Here is a 17,384-nt window from a genome sequence, read left to right on the forward strand (position 1 = left end):
AGATGTGTATAAGAGACAGGGGAAAAGACACGCCGCATCGGGCGCCGCAGTTGCGCGATCTTCCCGCGGGCGAGCGCGAATTCGTTGGACAATGGACCGCGGTGCGGCTCGGTTGCCCGCGACCGCAATTGATGATCGCGACGGCGAGTGGAGGTTTCATGGCGACTCCCCGGGACCGGGTGAACCAGCTCGACTTGGTGGCCCGCCTCAAGTCCTCCTACCCCGAACTCCCTGATGCGCCAACGCCCGACCTCATCGATCACGACCGCTTCGCCGCCTATACCAAGACCCCGCACGATGTCGGGGGCGAGCCGGACGCCCCGTTGAGCTTCGAGAACAAGCAGTACGAGATGTGGGAAGAGAACACCTACGTCATGTGCGAGCTGCTCGGCTGGCGCGGGATCTGGCTGTCGGAGGAACGGCGCAGGATGGGCAACGTCGATCTCGGCCGCACCATCTATCTCGGGCTGCCCTATTACGGCCGGTGGCTGCTTGCGGTGGCGCGCGTCCTCGTCGAGAAACACCACATCGGCCTGAGCGAGCTGGCGGAACGAATGGCCGAAGTCAAGGCGCGCTATGCGGGCGGGCTGCAAGGCAGGGCCTTGGCGGCCGAGCCCCGCTGCGAAGGGGATCCCGGGGGGGTGCGGCGCAACGAGCACCACCTCCACGCCGTCGGCAAGGGCGATCCGCAGGTGTATGCCGGACAGGCCGGCCCCCCGAAGTTCGCAGTCGGGGAAAGGGTTTCGGTCCGGGAGCTACCGGTGCTGTTCTACACCCGCACGCAGGAGTATGTCCGGGGCGCCACCGGGGAGATCGCGGCGGTCTCCTACGAAAGCCCCGCGGCCGAGGACGAGACGTGGGACGCCCCCGATCAGAAACCCGAATGGTTCTACATCGTTCGGTTCAACCTCTCCGAGCTGTGGGACGGCTATACCGGGCCGGCCAACGACACGCTGCAGACCGAGCTCCCCGAGCGCTGGCTCGAGGCCGCCGGCTAGTCCCGCCCCGTCGAACGTGCCCTCATCGAATCGCGAAAGGACTTCCAGCATGGCCGATCACGACCACGATCACGACCGCACCGCCGCGCCGATGGTCGACGAGGTCACCGACTTCGAAGTCCTCGAGATCGCGTTGCGCGAATTGTGCATCGAGAAGGGCATTTTCACGGCGGAGGAGCATCGCCGCTTCACCGAGTACGCCGAACAGATCGGTCCGACGCCGGCCGCCCACATGGTGGCCCGGGCGTGGCTCGACCCGGACTACAAGAGGCTGGCGCTGTCCGACCCGCTGGCGGCCAGCAAGGAGGTCGGGGTCGACTGGTTCGAACCCACGGGTTTCGGAACACCCAGCGACTTCACGGCTTTTCACGTCCTCGAGGACACGCCCACCCTGCATCACGTCATCGTGTGCACGCTGTGCTCGTGCTATCCGCGGCCGATCCTCGGCAACTCACCGGAGTGGTACCGGACGCCAAACTTTCGCCGCCGCATCGTGCGCTGGCCGCGCCAAGTGCTCGCGGAGTTCGGCCTGTATCTGCCGGAAGACGTCGAGATCCGGGTCGAGGACTCCAACCAGAAGCACCGCTTCATGGTGATGCCCGTGCGGCCCGAGGGAACCGACGGCTGGACGGAGGACCAGCTGGCCAAGATCGTCACCCGCGACTGCCTGATCGGTGTCGCGCTGCCCAAGCCCGGGGTGACGACGAACGCGATCATCCAAACCCGCCCCGCCACGCATCCCGTCCAACATTGATGGAGCCGAACGTGAGCACGCCCGCTGAGCCGGCGATCGCACCGCTGAGGAAGATCGTCGAGCGCAACCAGGTTTGGAGTCGGATGGCGGCCGAATACGGGGTGGACAATCCCGTACCGCCGTGGAAAACCAGCCTCGACGGCATGTGCGACGCCCTCGACCGAAGCCCTTGCGGCCCGGACGTTTTGAGCTTCATTGACCGGCGCACCGAAGAGGACGCCCTGTCGGCGACCGTGTACGCCGGCCTCCCCTATCCGGAGAACCGCTTGATGGCGCTGGCGCACTCGCTCGTGGCGCGCGGCGTCATCGACGAGGACGAGTTGGCAAGGCGGCTGGAGGCGGTGCGCGCCAGGCTGGAATCCTGACGTCACGCGCGCGCCAGCAACCAGGCCTGACCCTCGCCCTCCCCCGCGGCGACCACGTCCAGTTCGGCAAAGGCCGCCATGAGCTCCCCGGCGGCCGCGCGAAACGGCCCGGGGGCGGCCCCGACCTCACTGAGCACCGCCATCGCCAGCAGCCCGCCGGGCGCCAGCCGGTCGATGATCGCCCGGTCGAGGCGCCGGTCGCGGAATCGGTGGCACAGAATGACGTCCACCGGCGGCCCGGCCGGGAGCCCGTCGTCCAGGTCGGCGGCATCGAAGCCGCACCGATCGCTCACCCCGGCCCGCCGGGCCAGGTCGCGCGCCTGGCCGACCGCCACCGGTGACACGTCCAAGCCGAGCACCCGCAGCCCACGCCTCGCGAGCCACACCGCGCCGAGCCCGGACCCGCACGCGAGATCGAGAGCCGTTCCCGCATTGGGCAGTACGTCCTCGTGGGGGGCCAGGAATTCGGGCGGCCCCACCGCCTCCACCGACGGCGGTGTCTGGGTCGCGTACCGCTCGTCCCAGCGATGCCGGTCCGCCTCGGCCATGGTCGCCACTCTAGAGCCAACCGCTTCGCGCCTGATTCTGGACGGCTGTCCGCAAATCACGCCAGCGGACACCGGGCCATAGCGGAGAACGCCTTCCTACACTGGACGGGTGTCTAGAGATGCGGCGCGGCGGTCGGACCGCCGGCCGGGGCAGACGATCCGCAAGGTCCTCGACGCCGGGCTGGCGGAGCTGCGCGAGTCGTCCTACGCACGGCTGACGATGCGCTCGGTGGCGAGCCGCGCCGGGGTATCGCCGGCCAGCGCCTACACCTACTTCCCGTCCAAGAGCGCGTTGGTGGCGGCGGTATACCTGCGATTCCTGCGCGAGCTGCCGGTGCACACCGACGTCAACGACACGACGAAGACCCGGGTCAGCGCGACGCTGCGGGACATGGCCGTCGTGGTGGCCGACGAGCCCGAGCTGACCGCCGCCTGTGGCGCGGCCCTGATGGCGGACGACCCGGCGGTCAAGCCAATTAGGGAGCAGATCGGCCACGAGGTGTCCACGCGGATCGGCGCCGCCCTCGGGCCGGGCTGGCCCCGCGCCGTGAAATCCACGCTGCAGATGACCTTCTCCGGCGCCCTGATGACGGCCCGCTTCGTCAGCTTCGACGAGATCGCGGGGCAGCTCGACGAGGCCGTCAACCTCATCCTGGGCGCATCGGTGGCCTAACCGGCGGCGCGGCAACGGATTAGCGGCCCGCGGATCGGGCTTTCCGCCGCGCCCGACGCGTGGTGCACATCCGGACTGATCAGCCCCCTGAAGAGGCTATTATCCAGCTGTGGGGTTCACCGACTACGGGTTTGCCGCTCGTTAGATGCGCAGTCACGGTTGGGCAGGAAACACGCCCGCCTCCGACGAGGAGGCCATCGAGCGCATCCTGGATGCGGCCGACACGATCGTCGACGAACGCGGCTCCGCACTCCGGATCGCCGACGTGGCGCGGGCGCTCGGGGTCACCCGTCAGACGGTCTATCGATACTTCCCCGGCACGCGGGCGCTGTTGGTGGCGTCGGCGATGCGTTCGGCCGACGGCTTCCTGGATCGGATGGCGGCCCACCTCGGGGGCGTGACCGACCCGGTGGTGGCCATGACCGAGGGCCTCGCGTTCGCCATCGAGGAACTGGCCTGCGACAACCAGGTCGAGTTCGTGCTCAATCAACGCAGGGGCCACAAGGTCTCGATCGTGTCGGACACCGCCCTGGCATTCGGCCGGTCGATGCTGCACCGCTACGACATCGATTGGGAGAGCTACGGTTTCGACGACGCCGGCCTCGACGAACTGAACGAGTTCAGCCTCCGGTTGCTGCACTCGTTCCTCACCGACCCCGGGCGGCCCGCGCGCAGCGGTGCCGATCTGCGCCGATACCTCACCCGTTGGCTTGGGCCGGCGATCGCCTATCCGCAGATCATGCGCGCGATGGACGCACTGCAGGGCCCCGCGCCGCAGCGCACGCGACGGCGCCCTTCCAAGGCATCCTGACCTGCGTCTGCGAGCGGCGTTGACGACCACCGGAAGGAGCGGGCATGGCGGGCCTGGGACAGATCGCACTCAATAGTGCACCCGTTTTCGGCGGCGCCATGCTGGCCATCGCCGCAGGGCAGTTCAGGGGGCCGGACTATCGCGGCCTGATCGCGCAGGACATGGACTTGCTGGAACGGCTGCCGCCCGAAGCCGCCAAGCGGCGCGCCGATTTGCAACGCAGCATCGACGCGCGCATCGACGACCTGGTCGCGATCGCGGACCGGAATCAGGCGCTGCGCAGGGCGGCGCTGTCGTACCGGGGGAACTGGCGCGACATGGTGCTCGTCATCTGCGCGGTGCTGTTCACCATCGTCTGGTGGGACGTCGACCACAGCAGGGGCAATTGGCTGCCGATGTTCGTCTTGCTGATCCTCCTCACCATCGTGAGCGCCGTGTATGCGTTTCGCGGCGCGCTGCGCGTCGCCACGTCGTACCTGCACCGACGACACGCCCCGGGCGGGGACACGCCGGGGTAGCCCCGGCGTCGGCCGCAACCGCATAACGCGCGCACTTTGTCACCCTGTGACAAAATCACGCTGTGCAGGCGAACACCCTCGGCAAGCTGATTTGTGCTGTCCTTCTACCCTTTTCGGCGCTCACCGTCGCTCCGGTCGCGGCCGCCGAACCGTGCCCCGATGTCGAGGTGGTGTTCGCCCGGGGCACCAACGAGCCGCCCGGCGTCGGCCGGATCGGCCAGAGCTTCGTCGACACCCTGCGCTCCCACGTGGGCGGCAGGTCGGTCGGCGTCTATCCGGTCGACTACCCGGCGACCACGGACTTCCCCCGGGCCGCGGACGGCATCAGCGACGCCGGGGCGCACGTCGAACACATGGCGGTGTCCTGCCCCAGAACCCGGATGGTGCTGGGCGGATACTCGCAGGGCGCGGCCGTGATGGGTTTCGTCACCGAAAGCGCGGTGCCGGACGGGGTGCACCTGGTCCGGTCGCTGCAGCCGATGCCGGCCGAGGTCTCCAGCCACGTGGCCGCGATCGCGCTCTTCGGAAAGCCATCGAGCCAGTTCATGAGCATCCTCAACGAGCCGCCCGTGACGATCGGCCCGCAGTACGCGGGCAAGACCATCGAGTTGTGCGTGCCCGGCGACCCGGTGTGCTCGGACGCCGGGAACCCGGTCGCCCACCGCCAGTACGTCGAGGCGGGCCTGGTCGACCAGGCGGCCGACTTCGCGGCCGGTCGCCTCTAGGCGGGGGCGCCCGGCGTCACCGCGGCCCGGCCTCGAGGACCTCGAGGGCCGCATCGACGTTGGGCATGATCGTCGGGCCGTAGCTGTTCACCAGCTGCCCGAGCGCGCGGGCGATGTGCGGCCCGACGGCGCCGGCGGCGAGCACCTCCTCGGCCAGGACGATCCCGTTGACCACGTGCGCGGCGCTCAGGCGGCCGTCGGCGGTCACCTCATAACGCCAGTCGCCGATCTGCACCCGCTCGGGCTGAGACCGGAAGAAGCCCCGCCGCGCGGGGACCAGGATCACCCCCGGAACCCCGCAGAACACCCGCAGCACCAGCCCGACTCCCCCGGGCCCCGCCAGGGCCGCTCCGATTACCTGGCCGACGCGCTGGTGATCGAGGGTCGTCATCAATCGCTCATGGGCAGTACGAACGACGGGGTCAGCGTTTGCGCCTCACCGCCGCGCCGCACCGCGGTGCCGGCCACATAGAACTCGACCGTGTGGTGTCCCCACGCGTAGTTCGAGATCGCGAAGTGCACGCCGACGACGCCGGTTCCGCCGTCGCGCTCGGCCTCACTTTGCATCCGGGACATGGCCAACTCCCGAGCTTGGTAGCTGCCCTGCGTCCACTGCGGCATCTCGGCGTTGCGTCCCACCTGGCTCAGGGTGCGCAAAAACCCTTGCACGGCAATGTGAAACACGCAGTTTCCCATCACGAACGCCACCGGGGCGAATCCGGACCGCAGGAGGGTCGTCAGATCCTGCCCGGACAGGTGGCTGGTGAACGCTTGCCCGTTGGGGCGCCGGTAGGCGCCGGGCTTCGCGACGTATCGCACCGCGGTTCCGACAGCGATGAACTCCAGATGCTCGCCCTCGCCCTGATGCCGCCATTCGAGACGGACGCCGACCACGCCGTCGGCGCCCAGCGAATCGGCCTCCGCCTGCATCCGCGACATCGCATTCCAGCGCGCGCGATAGGTCGCGTCGGTGAGCACGGGAAGTTCGGATTGTTGCCGGATCCCGGTGAACTGGTAACCGACGTGGTAGACCGAGACGCCCATCACGAGTTCGATCGGCTCGAACCCGGCCCCGTGCAGCAAGGCGAATTCGTTGATCGACAGATCGGAAGTGAACACTTTGCCTGCATGCGACAGCCGTTCGCTGGCCACGGGGTCGAGCGGGTTCGGTTGCATTGTCAAAACACCCTCCTGCGGTTCGCAGGACAGCGTAGGCCGCCCGCACCCACAACGTGCGACTTCGGGGTGGATCGAGGGCGAAATCACGGTGCGCTGACGACGCCGCGCCCGGTACGGCGCGCCGCACCCGCGACGCGCCGGGATCGGTTTGCTGCCAATCGGTCGTGGCGGGCTCAGCGCGCGGGTTGCGCGGCGCCGATCATCTTGTGCAGGTCGTCAATCGACCAGGGTTCGGCCTCGCGGTGGTCGCGGTAACCCAGCAGCCGCGGTGCCGGCCGGTCGAAGCGGCCGACGAATCCGCCTGCGGCAACCAGGATTTGGCCCGTCACCGCCCGGGCCAAGTCGCTCACCAAATAGGCGTAGACCGGGGCCACGAAGGCGGGCGGCGCGCTGTCCAGCGAGGCGCGCATGGTCATTTCGTCCAGCAGCCCCCGGCGGTGCAGGTCCGCGATGTGTTCCTCGTACTCGGCGCCGCTGGACAGGCGCGTCCTGGCCCCGGGACACACGACGTTGGCCCGCACGCCGTGCGCCTTGAGTTCGGCGGCGATCGCCATGGTCAGGGCGTTCACCGCGCCCTTGCCCGCGGGATAGCCGGTCCCGCCGTAATCACCCAGAAACGCGACCGAACTGGTGTTGACGATGGCCCCGTGGCCTTGGGCGGCCATGACGCGGGCCGCCGCGCGGCACGTGTGGAACGCGGTCCCGAGGTGGGCGCTGATCAGGCGGTCGAAGTCCTCCGGCGAGATGTTCAGGATCGAGGACCCGGCCGGCTCGGCGATGCCGGCGCAGTTGATCAGGGCGTCCAGCCGCCCGTGGCTGCGCAGGCAGTCGTCGACCAGCGCACCCGCGATGCGCTCCTCGTCCGCGGGACCGACCACCGCGCTGGCCCGCCCGCCGGCCCCTCTGATTGCGACGACGGTCTCCTCGACCGCGTCCGCGTCCCGCCCGTTGACCACCACGCCGGCGCCGAGCGCGCCGAGCAGTTCGGCGACCGCACGCCCGATCCCGCGGCTGCCGCCGGCCACCACCACTGCGCGCCCGTCCAGCGGGCGGGCACCCGCGCCTGCCATCAGGGGAGCCGTAATGCGTTGGGCGCAAACCGGTCTCGGCGCACGCAGAGACCCGGTCGCGGGAGGGTGGTCACGAACACTAGGCGAACAGTACCCAGCCCCCACGGAAATGAGAACCGCGGCCGGCGCATCGACTGCCGCGGCGAGGGTCCGGCGTTCTTGCGACCGCGGCCTGGATATCTGCCCGCGGTTTGCCGCCGTCCGGTCGGTTCACAACGGAAACTGTTCAAAAACTATCCGAATCGAGTTGGGGCAAGCGATCGCGGGCGTCCGCGATGGGGCGTATAGTCGCCAGTGAAGTCCGTTATGGACGTGTCGCCGTTTAGCTCAAAGCGGCCTGTCAGCCGCACTGCTGCTGAGCACATGGCTCCGGCGAAAACCACCTCGAGTCATCTCCTTGGTAACCCTGCGTGTTGGGAATCGACCCGTCCTGCGGATACAGGTGCATTGAGGCGACTCTGCGCATAACTGCCAGGCCTCGTTGCACACGACTCAGAGGAGTGAGTCAGCAATGCCAAACCGATTGTGCACCAAAGTTTTCAGGATCAGCCGCGCCACCACCGGGCGCGTGCGCCTATGACCGACGTACTAGCCCCCAGCCGTCCCGCCGAGTGCCGCGACAGCAAGTCCGACGATTCCTACGACGACGTGGTCGAAATGTTTGTGGCACTCCGCCAGATGCCGGCCGAGTCGCACGAGTACGGCCGCCAGCGCGAACGCATCGTGGCCCGATGCCTGCCGCTGGCCGACCATGTGGCCAGCCACTTCGCGCGCCGGGGCGAAGGCCTCGACGACCTCGTGCAGGTGGCGCGCGTGGGGCTGATGAACGCCGTCAACCGATTCGACCCGGCCAAGGGGCCCAGCTTCATCGGTTTCGCGGTCCCCACCATGATGGGCGAGGTTCGGCGATACTTCCGGGACTACAGCTGGGGCATGCGGGTGCCGCGCCGGTTGCGGGAACTCCACGTGCAGATCAGCAGGACGACGGGTGACCTGGCCCAGAAGCTGGGGCGTGCGCCCACCGCCGGCGAGTTGTCACAGGTGCTCGAGGTTCCCCGCGAGGAGATCGTCGAATGCCTGGTGGCGGGCGACGCCTACCGGCTGGATTCCCTGGACGCGCCGGTGGGCACCGACGGTTCGGGTACGCCCCGGTCGGTCGCCGACGCGGTCGGCGGCATCGATCCGCAGATCGAGCACATCACCAATCGGGAGGCGCTGCGCGTCCTGGTCGCCGGCCTTCCCGCGCGCGAACGCGAGGTTTTGCGGATGCGGTTCTTCGAATCGATGACGCAGAGCCAGATCGCCGAGCGGATCGGGGTGTCGCAGATGCAGGTCTCCCGCATCCTGGCCAGCACCCTGCGTTGCCTGCGCGACCAGCTCGAATAGGTCGTTGCCGGCCCTCAGGAGCCCTCGAGCGCCACTGCGGCGCGACGTCCGCAATGTACTGTGCGATTCGGAAACGACTCGACTGTGGCGCCGCAGGCCGCCCTGGAAGGGAGCTCGACTTCGATGAGGACTTCACGGACGGTGACAGCGGGCGTCGCGGTCACGGCGGCGCTGGCGGTGGCGGTAGCGGGGTGCGGCGGCAAGAGTTCGACGCCCTCCACGTCGAAACCGGCATCGTCCAGCTCGGCGACCAGCGCGACCAGCGCCGCACCGAGCTCGTCGGCGGCCGCGCAGCCCAACGAGTACACCGGGCTGCTGATCCAGGCGAGCGACATCAACGCCCCGATACCGTTCACGGCCGCCCCACCGACCAGTAACCCGAACGGCCAGCCGGGCGTCGCGACGACCTTCAAAGACGACGACGGCAGCCACGTCATCAAGGACACGATCCAGGTGTTTGCCGACCCCGGCGCCGCCACGAACGCGCTGAACGCGGCCAAGGGCGCTCAGGGTGACGTGATCAAGAACCCGACCACCCAGGCGGCCAACGTCGGCGCCGGCGGGACCACCTTGTTGGGCAACTCGCCGGACCGCAGCAAGGGCGTGACGATAGTGCTCTTCACCGAGGGCAGGGCGTTGGTCACGCTGCAGTTTGACGGGCCGCCCGACACGCTGGCTCCGACCGATTTCGTCAACGACGTGGCCCAGAAACAGGACGCGGCCGTCAAGAAGGGGCTCGGCGGCTGAGCGCGAGCTGACCGCCCACAACCCGAGGAGCCCGATGACCGTCATCAACGGCATGCCGGCCCACGCCCTGCTGCTGCACTTCGTGGTGGTGCTGGTGCCGCTGACCGCCCTGTTGGAGATCGTGTGCGTGCTGTGGCCGACGGCGCGCCGCGGCCCGCTGTTATGGCTCGCGGTGATCTCGGCTGCCGCCACCATGGTGTTGACGCCGATCACGGTGAATGCCGGGGAATGGCTTTACGACCTGAGGGCCAAACCCAGCGCCATCCTGCAAAAGCACGCCACCCTGGGCGGCACGATGAACTACTTCGCCGCCGCACTGCTGGCGGCCGCGCTAGTGCTCGTGGTGATGCGCGTGATCGAACGCCGCTCGGACAAGAGCCGGGTGGCCGTCCGGGCGACCATCGCGATCGTGGTGCTCGCCATTGCCGTCGCGTCGACGGTGCAGATCTACCGCGTGGGCGACGCCGGGGCTCAGTCGGTGTGGGGCGACGAGATCGCGCACCTGAAGAAGGCCCACCCGGGTTAGTTCGTCGCGACGCCTACGGCGTGGGCGTCAGGAGAAACAGCCGGAATTGCCGACCGGCCGCGCGATTCTGGGCCAGCTGATAGTTCGGCCAGTGCGCCAGGACCGTGGACCACGCTTGGTCGCGCTCCTCGCCGGTGAGCAACCGCACGGTCGCCACGAACCGCCGGCCGCGCCGCCGGACGGTAACGCGTTGGGCGGCCTTCAGATTCGCCGACCAGGACGGGTGGCGAGCCCGGCCCCAGTTCGAACCCACCAGCAACAGCCCGCCCTCGACGGGCACGTATTGCACCGTCGCCGTGCGGGCGAGACCGGTCTTACGGCCCGGCGTCGTGATCCGGACGTTCGGAAGTCCGGCGAGGTCCAGCACGCCGAACCGCTCGCCCGTCGCGAACCGCAGCAGCGCCTCCGCGCGTTCCGCCATCGGCTGACCGTTGAGGACCAGCCGGCGGTAGGCCACCGGATTGCGAGCCACCCGCTGGAGCGGATTCATACACCAGACTGTATTCCGGGACGGGGCGGCCCGGGCGGCTGAGCGATGAAATCACCTTGAAGCCCAGGGATTCCGGCGGGACCGTTGTTTATAAGCGGGCGGCGCGCCGTGACAAATAAATTGCTTGATTTAATTCCGTGCGCGGTGTTCACTGAGGCGATGACAGCCGAGCGGATCGTCCGTGCCGACAGGTCGACGGGCACCCGGGAGGCGATCCTGTCGGCCGCGGAAGAACTGTTCGCCGAGCGCGGCATGTACGCGGTGTCGAACCGGCAGATCAGCGAGGCGGCCGGACAAGGGAACAACGCCGCGGCCTGCTACCACTTCGGGACGCGGACCGACCTGCTCCGGGCGATCGAGAGCAAGCATCGGGAGCCGATCGAGGAACTGCGGGCGCAAATGCTGACCGCCATCGAGGACTCGACCGACCTGCGCGACTGGGTGGGTGTGTTGGTGCGGCCGCTCACCGATCACCTGCACGCGCTGGGCACGCCCAGCTGGTACGCCCGGTTCGCCGCCCAGGCCATGGCCGACCCCACGTACCGCCACGTCGTCACCAAGGACGCGCTCGCGTCGCCCCTGCTGGTGCGGACCATCGACGGCATCAACCGGTGCCTACCCGACCTGCCACGGCGGGTTCGTTCCGAGCGAATGGTCATGGTGCGCAACCTGCTGATGCACACCTGCGCCGAGCACGAAAGCGCGCTGGCCGAGCACGGACCTCGTTCGCGTTCGGCCTGGCCGGTCGCCGGCGAAGGCCTGATCGACGCGATCGTCGGCCTGTGGCGCGCCCCGGTCCACGTGGGCGCGGCGGGCGGCCGGCCCGGCGAAACCACCCCGGCCCCGCACCGAGGAGAACGATGACCGACGTCTCGACCGCCACCGATATCCCGGCTTTCCCGATGCCACGGGCACCGGGATGCCCGTTCGCGCCCCCGCCAAAGGTGTTGCAGCTCAACGCCGACAAGCAGCTGAGCCGGGTGCGGATCTGGGACGGCAGCACGCCCTGGCTGATCCACGGCTACGAGGCGATTCGCGCGTTGTTCACCGACTCGCGCACCAGCGTCGACGACCGGCTGCCCGGTTACCCGCATTGGAACGCGGGGATGCTGGCGACGGTGCACAAACGCCCCCGTTCGGTGTTCACCTCCGACGCCGAAGAGCACACCCGGTTTCGCCGGATGCTGTCAAAACCGTTCACGTTCAAGCGGGTTGAGGCGCTGCGACCGGCGGTGCAGCAGATCACCGATGACCACATCGACGCGCTGCTGGCCGGTCCCAACCCCGGCGACATCGTCACCACGCTGGCGCTGCCGGTCCCCTCGCTGGTTATCAGCCAATTGCTGGGCGTGCCCTACGAGGACGCGGATTTCTTCCAGACCCAAGCCCAGCGGGGCATGGGCCGCTACGCCTCCGAGGAGGACACGGCACAGGGCGCCGCATCGTTGGCGAAGTACCTGGCGAACTTGGTGCGGACCAAGATGCAGAGCCCGTCGGAGGATCTGGTTTCCGATTTGGCCGAGCGGGTCAACGCCGAAGAGCTCAGCGTGCGCGAGGCCGCGCAGCTGGCCACCGGCGTGCTCATCGCGGGCCACGAGACCACCGCCAACATGATCAGCCTCAGCGTCGCGGCCCTGCTCGACCACCCCGATCAGCTGGCGCTGATGCGCGACAGCGATGATCCGAAGGTGATCGCCGTCGCGGTCGAGGAATTGATGCGCTACCTGAGCATCATTCAGACGGGCCAGCGCCGCATCGCCGTCGACGACATCGAGGTGGGCGGCGAGACGATCCGCGCCGGCGAGGGCATCATCCTCGACGTCGCCCCGGCGAACTGGGACGCCCGGCAGTTCCCCGACCCCGACCGGCTCGACCTGCGTCGGGAGGACGGCCCGCACGTCGGCTTCGGCTACGGTCGCCACCAGTGCGTCGGGCAACAGCTGGCGCGCATGGAACTGCAGATCGTCCTGCCCACCTTGCTGCGCCGGGTCCCGACGCTGCGGCTCGCGGGGCCGGTCGAGGAGCTGCCGTTCAAACACGACGCGCTGGCCTACGGCCTCTACGAGCTTCCAGTGACATGGTGATGGCCTTCCCCGGGAGCGCCTCCGTCGTCGAGATACCGGACGAACCGGATTGGGCGCGCATGCGTGCGGAGACCGGCGCGCGGCTACGGTCCGCGATGGCCGATCATGGTGTCGCTGCGCTGATCCTGTTGATGAACGGCTACGTCGGATACGCGACGGGCGCCACTTGGCCGCTGCTGGACGCGGGGCTGTCGCACGTGGAGCGCCCGGTAGCGGTCGTCCTCGCCGACGACGAACATCCGCACCTGTTCATGCCGTTCCGCGGCGGGGCTTCGGCGGAATCGCCGGTGCCCGACGACCATCTGCACGGGCCCGTCTACCTCGAATTCGACCATGGGGTCGAGCAATTCGCGCGTGTGCTGGCTGGGCTGGTCCCGTCGGGCGCGAGCGTCGCCGTCGACGAACTGACCGGAGCGATGCGACGGGCCGGCCGTACGCTGTTCCCCGGGGGCGAACCGACGGATGCGGCGATCGTGGTCGGTGCGGCGCAATTGGTGAAGACTCGAGATGAGTTGTCCTGCCTTCGCCGGGCCACCCGCATCACCGAACAGGCGGTCGTGGATGTGCAGCGGGCCCTGGCACCCGGCGTGCGGCAGATCGATCTCTCGGCCAGGTTGGTGCGCCGCGCGTTCGAGCTGGGGGCCACCACCAACATGCTGGAGGCCATCTGGCAGGTGATGCCGAGTTCCCGGGCAGCCGGAGTGTGGACGACGCACGGGGATTTGGCGCTGCCGCTGCTTCCCACCGAGCGCGAATTGGCGGACGGCGATGTGCTGTGGACCGACATCAGCATCACCTATGCCGGATATTGCTCCGATTTCGGCCGGACCTGGGTGGTCGGCCAACCGCCCACGCCACGCCAGCAGGACCAGTTTCGGCAATGGCGAGCCATCCTGGATGCGGTGCTCGCGGTGACCAAAGCCGGTGTCACCTCAGGGGATCTGGCGCGCGCGGCGATCGCCGCCAACGGCGGCCGCAAACCATGGCTGCCGCATTTCTATCTGGGCCACGGCATCGGCACCTACCCCGCCGAAGCGCCGATGATCGGAACCGATCTCGGCGAAGAGTTCGACGACAACTTCGTCTTCGCGCCCGGCATGGTTCTGGTTCTGGAGCCCGTGGTGTGGGAGGACGGCACGGGCGGCTACCGCAGCGAGGAGATCGTGGTCATCACCGAAGACGGCTACCTGCCGATCACCGACTACCCCTACTCCCCCTATGGCGACTGAGGTTCTCCCCGACCCCACCGCGCTGCGCGTGGGCCGCCGGGAACGGGCGCTGGCCCAAATGGACGCACATCGGCTCGACATCCTCGTGCTCGGGCGGCAAGCCAACATTCGCTACGTCACCGGCGCGCCGCAGCTGTGGATAGCCGGCACCCGGCCCTTCGGTCCGATGTGCGTGCTGGTGCGCGCGTCCGGGGACATCTACCTCAACAGCACCGACGACGAGGGGGTCCCGGAGGAGATCGGCCGCGATCACCTCTACGGGCTGGCCTGGAACCCGATGACGCTCATCGACGTGCTGAAGAAGATCGACGGCGCCGACACGGCGCGGCGGGTCGGAACCGATGCGATCACACCGACTTTCGCCGCCCTGCTGCCCGACGCGTTCCCCAATGCGGAGCTCGTCGACGCGGAGCCCGCGATGCGCGCGGCGCGGCGAGTCAAGACGCCCGAGGAAATCACGGCGATGGGCACCGCCCTTCGCGTCGCCGAACACGGATTGGCCGCCGCCCTTGCCGAATTCGCGCCGGGAGTGTCGGAGCGGACTCTGACCGGGGCGATGATGGAGGCCATGGCCGCGGGCGGGGTGAGCACGCCGGCCACCCAGGACGCCGCATGGGTGACCTCAAGGGAACACCCGTGGCGGCGCGCCGGTTACGACGAGGTGCGACCGGGCGACCTGGTCGCGTTCTCCGCCGGCGCCCTCGCGAATGGCTATGTCGCCGAGGTCGGTCGGACCTGGCCGGCCGGCGACAACGCCGACGGGGCTACCCGCGACCTGTTCGAGCGGTCGAACACGTTGTACGACAACATGCTTGCGGCGTGCCGGCCCGGCGCGCCGACCGCCGATCTGCTGGCCGCGTATCAGTTGTCCGGCGAGCCGACACCGCCGATGCCGATCGCGCACGGGTTGGGGCTTGGGTTCGATCCGCCGGTGGTGTCCCAAACCCTGCTGGCCGCGGGTGAACGCGACGAGCTGGAGGCCGGCATGGTTTTGGCGATCACCGGCTACGTGTGGCAAGAGCGTGTTGGGGCCGTATTCAGACAGGACGCCGTGCACATCACCGAGGGCGGTCCCGACGTGCTGACCGCCAGCCCGTCGTGGTCCGGTCAATGAAACCACTTGCGTCACTGCGTCGCTGGCCGCGCCATCGTTAGAACTGCGGCATCAGCCCCGGGACACGCGCTGAATCGCGCGCGCCAACGGTCGGCGGCCTGGCGAAGGGGTATTTGGGAGTAATTTCTTCGGCGCATCGATGACTTTGGGCCCTATGCCGCGGAACCTGGGCACCGAAACGATGGCGACGAACTACCAGGCGCTGTGGGGTGTCCCCGATGGCAGGGGTTGAGGCGATGAGGATTCCGCGGTTGCGCTCCTCGCGGGCGGTCCGGCAGATCACTGCGGGCCTGAGCACCCTCGACACTGAGGTTTTCGACGCGATCGCGGAGTCACGGAGTCCGCTGCTCGATAAATTGATGCCGGCGCTCTCCCGGGCGGCCGATCACGGCAAGCTGTGGTTCGCGATTGCGGCGGCGCTAGCGATGTCGGGCAACCGATCCGCCGGCCACGCCGCGGGCCGCGGTGCGGCCAGCCTTGCGGTGGCGAGCCTGGTCACCAATCAGGTGGCTAAGCGGATGTGGCGCCGCAAGCGCCCCTCCCACGAATCCGTTCCGCTGCTGCGACGTCTGCATAAATATCCCAAGTCCAATTCGCTGCCGTCCGGCCACTCCGCCAGCGCCGCCGCCTTCACGGTGGGCGTCGGGATGGAAAACCCGATGCTGGGGCTGCTGATCGCGCCGCTTGCCGGCCTCGTCGGGGTTTCCCGCGTCGGAACCGGTGCGCACTATCCCAGTGACGTGTTTGCGGGCGTCGGCATCGGCGCGTCGATCGCAGTCCTGGGCTCGCGCTTGGTCCCGCCGATAGCCGAGTACAAGCTCCCCTCGGCCGACCCGCTACGCATCGAGACGCCGCCCCGACCCGATGGCGCCGGGGTGGTCCTCGTGGTCAATCCCGCTTCGGGGAGCGGGAGCGGGGCGCGCGTCATCGGCGAGGTTCGACGAGAACTGCCGAATGCCGAGATCGTCGAACTCACCAAGAACGAGAACATCACAAACGTGTTCCGTGCGGCAGCCGAACGGGCTGAGGTACTCGGCGTCGGTGGTGGCGACGGAACGGTGGCGTGCGCAGCGGCCATCGCGGTAGACACCGGACGGCCGCTCGCGGTCTTCCCGGCCGGCACGTTCAACCACTTCGCGAAGGACATCGGGTGCGACCACCAAGCCAAGACGATCCGTGCCATACAGCAGGGCACCATTTCGTGCGTCGATCTGTTGTGCTTCAACGATTCCCAGGTGATCGTCAACACCGCAAGCATCGGTACCTATCCGAGGCTCGTGCAAACGCGCGAACGGTTGGAGCACACAATAGGCAAGCCGTTAGCAGCCGCCTACGCAATGCTTCGCGTCCTGCGCCATGAGCAGCCGGTGCGAATCAGCTACGACAACAAGACTATGCAGACATCGCTGGTCTTCCTGGGCAATTCGATCTACCTACCGTCCGGCTTCGCGCCCGCGCAGCGCAGCCGGTTAGACACCGGGTTGATCGATGTTCGCATTCTGGAGACAGGCCGCCCTTTCAGCAAGACTCGAGTCATGACGGCACTCATGCTGGGGCGGCTGCAACGCAGCCGGCTATATCACGAGCATCACGTTCCCGAGTTCAGCTTCCGATCCGTTGACGGGCCGACCGCCGTGGCGATGGACGGCGAGGTGGATGGACAGCACGAGCATGCACGCTTCACCGTCCGGTATCGGGCTCTGCCGGTGTTCTGCCCATCGCGACGGCGCTGAGCTTCACAGCCGGACCGCCGCCGCGGTTACGCGGAAGCCCGTTCCCCGGTCAGATCGAGGGCGATATCGATAAGCATGTCCTCCTGGCCGCCGACCAAGCCCCTGCGGCCGGCTTCGACCAGAAGCGTGCGCGCATCAACGCCGAACCGTTCGGCAGTTGCCTCGGCATGACGCAGGAAACTTGAGTACACGCCCGCGTATCCCAACGTCAACGTCTCCCGGTCCACACGCACCGGACGCTGCTGCAGGGGCCGCACAAGATCGTCGGCGGCGTCCTCCAGCGCGTTGAGGTCACAGCCGTGTTGCCAGCCCATCCGGGTGGCCGCCGCGACGAAGACCTCCAGTGGCGCGTTACCGGCGCCGGCGCCCATACCCGTCAGTGATGCGTCGACGCGGTGAGCGCCATGCTCCACGGCCTGTCTCTTATACACATC

20 protein-coding genes and 1 pseudogene are annotated in these 17,384 nt (G+C 68.4%); 15 read left to right on the forward strand and 6 right to left on the reverse strand.

The features are described 5' to 3' along the window. Nucleotides 1-158: 158 nt before the first annotated feature. The 3 genes from WU80_RS19750 to WU80_RS19760 are packed head-to-tail and all read left to right on the forward strand — an operon-like array spanning nt 159 to nt 2,117. Complete coding sequence (locus WU80_RS19750) at nt 159-998, forward strand: SH3-like domain-containing protein (protein ID WP_055402221.1); 840 nt, start codon at nt 159-161, stop codon at nt 996-998. A 49-nt stretch (nt 999-1,047) separates the two neighbouring features. Then, nucleotides 1,048-1,752: a thiocyanate hydrolase subunit gamma gene (scnC, locus tag WU80_RS19755; protein WP_055402172.1), complete on the forward strand. Its 705-nt coding sequence runs from the start codon at nt 1,048-1,050 to the stop codon at nt 1,750-1,752. Beyond that, entirely contained in the window at nt 1,752-2,117 is a 366-nt protein-coding gene (locus WU80_RS19760; RefSeq protein WP_055402170.1) for a hypothetical protein, read from the forward strand. Before scnC ends, WU80_RS19760 begins: the two co-directional genes overlap by 1 nt. Nucleotides 2,118-2,119: 2 nt before the next feature. Here WU80_RS19760 and WU80_RS19765 read toward each other — a convergent pair whose 3' ends face one another. Next, nucleotides 2,120-2,665, reverse strand: a complete 546-nt coding sequence (locus tag WU80_RS19765; protein WP_055402168.1) for a bifunctional 2-polyprenyl-6-hydroxyphenol methylase/3-demethylubiquinol 3-O-methyltransferase UbiG — start codon at nt 2,663-2,665, stop codon at nt 2,120-2,122. 109 nt (nt 2,666-2,774) lie between these two features. Here WU80_RS19765 and WU80_RS19770 point away from each other — a divergent pair, with 109 nt between their 5' ends. From WU80_RS19770 to WU80_RS19785, 4 genes are all read left to right on the forward strand, one after another. Then, the gene (locus WU80_RS19770) at nt 2,775-3,338 is read left to right on the forward strand and encodes a TetR/AcrR family transcriptional regulator (RefSeq protein ID WP_055402166.1); all 564 of its coding nucleotides are present in this window, start codon (nt 2,775-2,777) and stop codon (nt 3,336-3,338) included. 145 nt (nt 3,339-3,483) lie between these two features. Continuing rightward, nucleotides 3,484-4,149: a TetR/AcrR family transcriptional regulator gene (locus tag WU80_RS19775; protein ID WP_055402164.1), complete on the forward strand. Its 666-nt coding sequence runs from the start codon at nt 3,484-3,486 to the stop codon at nt 4,147-4,149. Between the two features lie 44 nt (nt 4,150-4,193). Beyond that, nucleotides 4,194-4,667, forward strand: a complete 474-nt coding sequence (locus WU80_RS19780) for a hypothetical protein (RefSeq protein ID WP_055402162.1) — start codon at nt 4,194-4,196, stop codon at nt 4,665-4,667. A gap of 86 nt (nt 4,668-4,753) precedes the next feature. After that, nucleotides 4,754-5,392, forward strand: a complete 639-nt coding sequence (locus WU80_RS19785; RefSeq protein ID WP_055402219.1) for a cutinase family protein — start codon at nt 4,754-4,756, stop codon at nt 5,390-5,392. Nucleotides 5,393-5,408: 16 nt separating this feature from the next. Here the strand turns inward: WU80_RS19785 and WU80_RS19790 are convergent, their stop codons facing one another. The 3 genes from WU80_RS19790 to WU80_RS19800 form a co-directional block, all read right to left on the reverse strand. Continuing rightward, the gene (locus WU80_RS19790) at nt 5,409-5,783 is read right to left on the reverse strand and encodes a DUF5073 family protein (RefSeq protein ID WP_055402160.1); all 375 of its coding nucleotides are present in this window, start codon (nt 5,781-5,783) and stop codon (nt 5,409-5,411) included. After that, on the reverse strand, nt 5,783-6,568 hold the full coding sequence (locus tag WU80_RS19795; RefSeq protein WP_055402158.1) for a heavy metal-binding domain-containing protein: 786 nt from the start codon (nt 6,566-6,568) through the stop codon (nt 5,783-5,785). The genes WU80_RS19790 and WU80_RS19795 overlap by 1 nt, the downstream gene beginning before the upstream one ends. 176 nt (nt 6,569-6,744) lie before the next feature. After that, nucleotides 6,745-7,641 (reverse strand): SDR family NAD(P)-dependent oxidoreductase, encoded by an 897-nt coding sequence (locus tag WU80_RS19800; RefSeq protein WP_055402156.1) that lies wholly within the window; start codon nt 7,639-7,641, stop codon nt 6,745-6,747. Nucleotides 7,642-8,217: 576 nt separating this feature from the next. On the opposite strand from WU80_RS19800, the gene WU80_RS19805 reads away from it, so the two are divergent. From WU80_RS19805 to WU80_RS19815, 3 genes are all read left to right on the forward strand, one after another. Next, complete coding sequence (locus tag WU80_RS19805) at nt 8,218-9,027, forward strand: SigB/SigF/SigG family RNA polymerase sigma factor (RefSeq protein WP_055402154.1); 810 nt, start codon at nt 8,218-8,220, stop codon at nt 9,025-9,027. A 123-nt stretch (nt 9,028-9,150) separates the two neighbouring features. Continuing rightward, the gene (locus WU80_RS19810) at nt 9,151-9,774 is read left to right on the forward strand and encodes a hypothetical protein (protein WP_055402152.1); all 624 of its coding nucleotides are present in this window, start codon (nt 9,151-9,153) and stop codon (nt 9,772-9,774) included. A gap of 34 nt (nt 9,775-9,808) precedes the next feature. After that, entirely contained in the window at nt 9,809-10,300 is a 492-nt protein-coding gene (locus WU80_RS19815) for a DUF2231 domain-containing protein (protein WP_055402150.1), read from the forward strand. Between the two features lie 13 nt (nt 10,301-10,313). Here the strand turns inward: WU80_RS19815 and WU80_RS19820 are convergent, their stop codons facing one another. Continuing rightward, a complete protein-coding gene (locus WU80_RS19820) occupies nt 10,314-10,790 on the reverse strand; it encodes a nitroreductase family deazaflavin-dependent oxidoreductase (RefSeq protein ID WP_055402148.1) in 477 nt (158 codons plus the stop codon). A gap of 144 nt (nt 10,791-10,934) precedes the next feature. Here WU80_RS19820 and WU80_RS19825 point away from each other — a divergent pair, with 144 nt between their 5' ends. The 5 genes from WU80_RS19825 (at nt 10,935) to WU80_RS19845 (ending at nt 16,950) form a co-directional block, all read left to right on the forward strand. Further along, nucleotides 10,935-11,654, forward strand: a complete 720-nt coding sequence (locus tag WU80_RS19825; protein WP_055402146.1) for a TetR/AcrR family transcriptional regulator — start codon at nt 10,935-10,937, stop codon at nt 11,652-11,654. After that, nucleotides 11,651-12,874 (forward strand): cytochrome P450, encoded by a 1,224-nt coding sequence (locus WU80_RS19830; protein WP_055402145.1) that lies wholly within the window; start codon nt 11,651-11,653, stop codon nt 12,872-12,874. Before WU80_RS19825 ends, WU80_RS19830 begins: the two co-directional genes overlap by 4 nt. Continuing rightward, a complete protein-coding gene (locus WU80_RS19835; RefSeq protein ID WP_156349498.1) occupies nt 12,874-14,103 on the forward strand; it encodes a Xaa-Pro peptidase family protein in 1,230 nt (409 codons plus the stop codon). Before WU80_RS19830 ends, WU80_RS19835 begins: the two co-directional genes overlap by 1 nt. Then, nucleotides 14,093-15,217 carry a Xaa-Pro peptidase family protein gene (locus tag WU80_RS19840; protein WP_055402141.1) on the forward strand — a complete coding sequence of 375 codons (1,125 nt, stop codon included), beginning with the start codon at nt 14,093-14,095 and terminating at the stop codon, nt 15,215-15,217. Before WU80_RS19835 ends, WU80_RS19840 begins: the two co-directional genes overlap by 11 nt. 218 nt (nt 15,218-15,435) lie before the next feature. Further along, entirely contained in the window at nt 15,436-16,950 is a 1,515-nt protein-coding gene (locus tag WU80_RS19845; RefSeq protein WP_231633865.1) for a bifunctional phosphatase PAP2/diacylglycerol kinase family protein, read from the forward strand. A gap of 26 nt (nt 16,951-16,976) precedes the next feature. On the opposite strand, the pseudogene WU80_RS19850 reads toward WU80_RS19845, so the two are convergent. Beyond that, nucleotides 16,977-17,384: pseudogene (locus WU80_RS19850) on the reverse strand (4-hydroxy-2-oxovalerate aldolase); the annotation flags it as partial.

Origin of the sequence: Mycobacterium sp. UM_11 (assembly GCF_001414075.1) — a bacterium.
In the GTDB taxonomy this organism is placed as follows: domain Bacteria; phylum Actinomycetota; class Actinomycetes; order Mycobacteriales; family Mycobacteriaceae; genus Mycobacterium.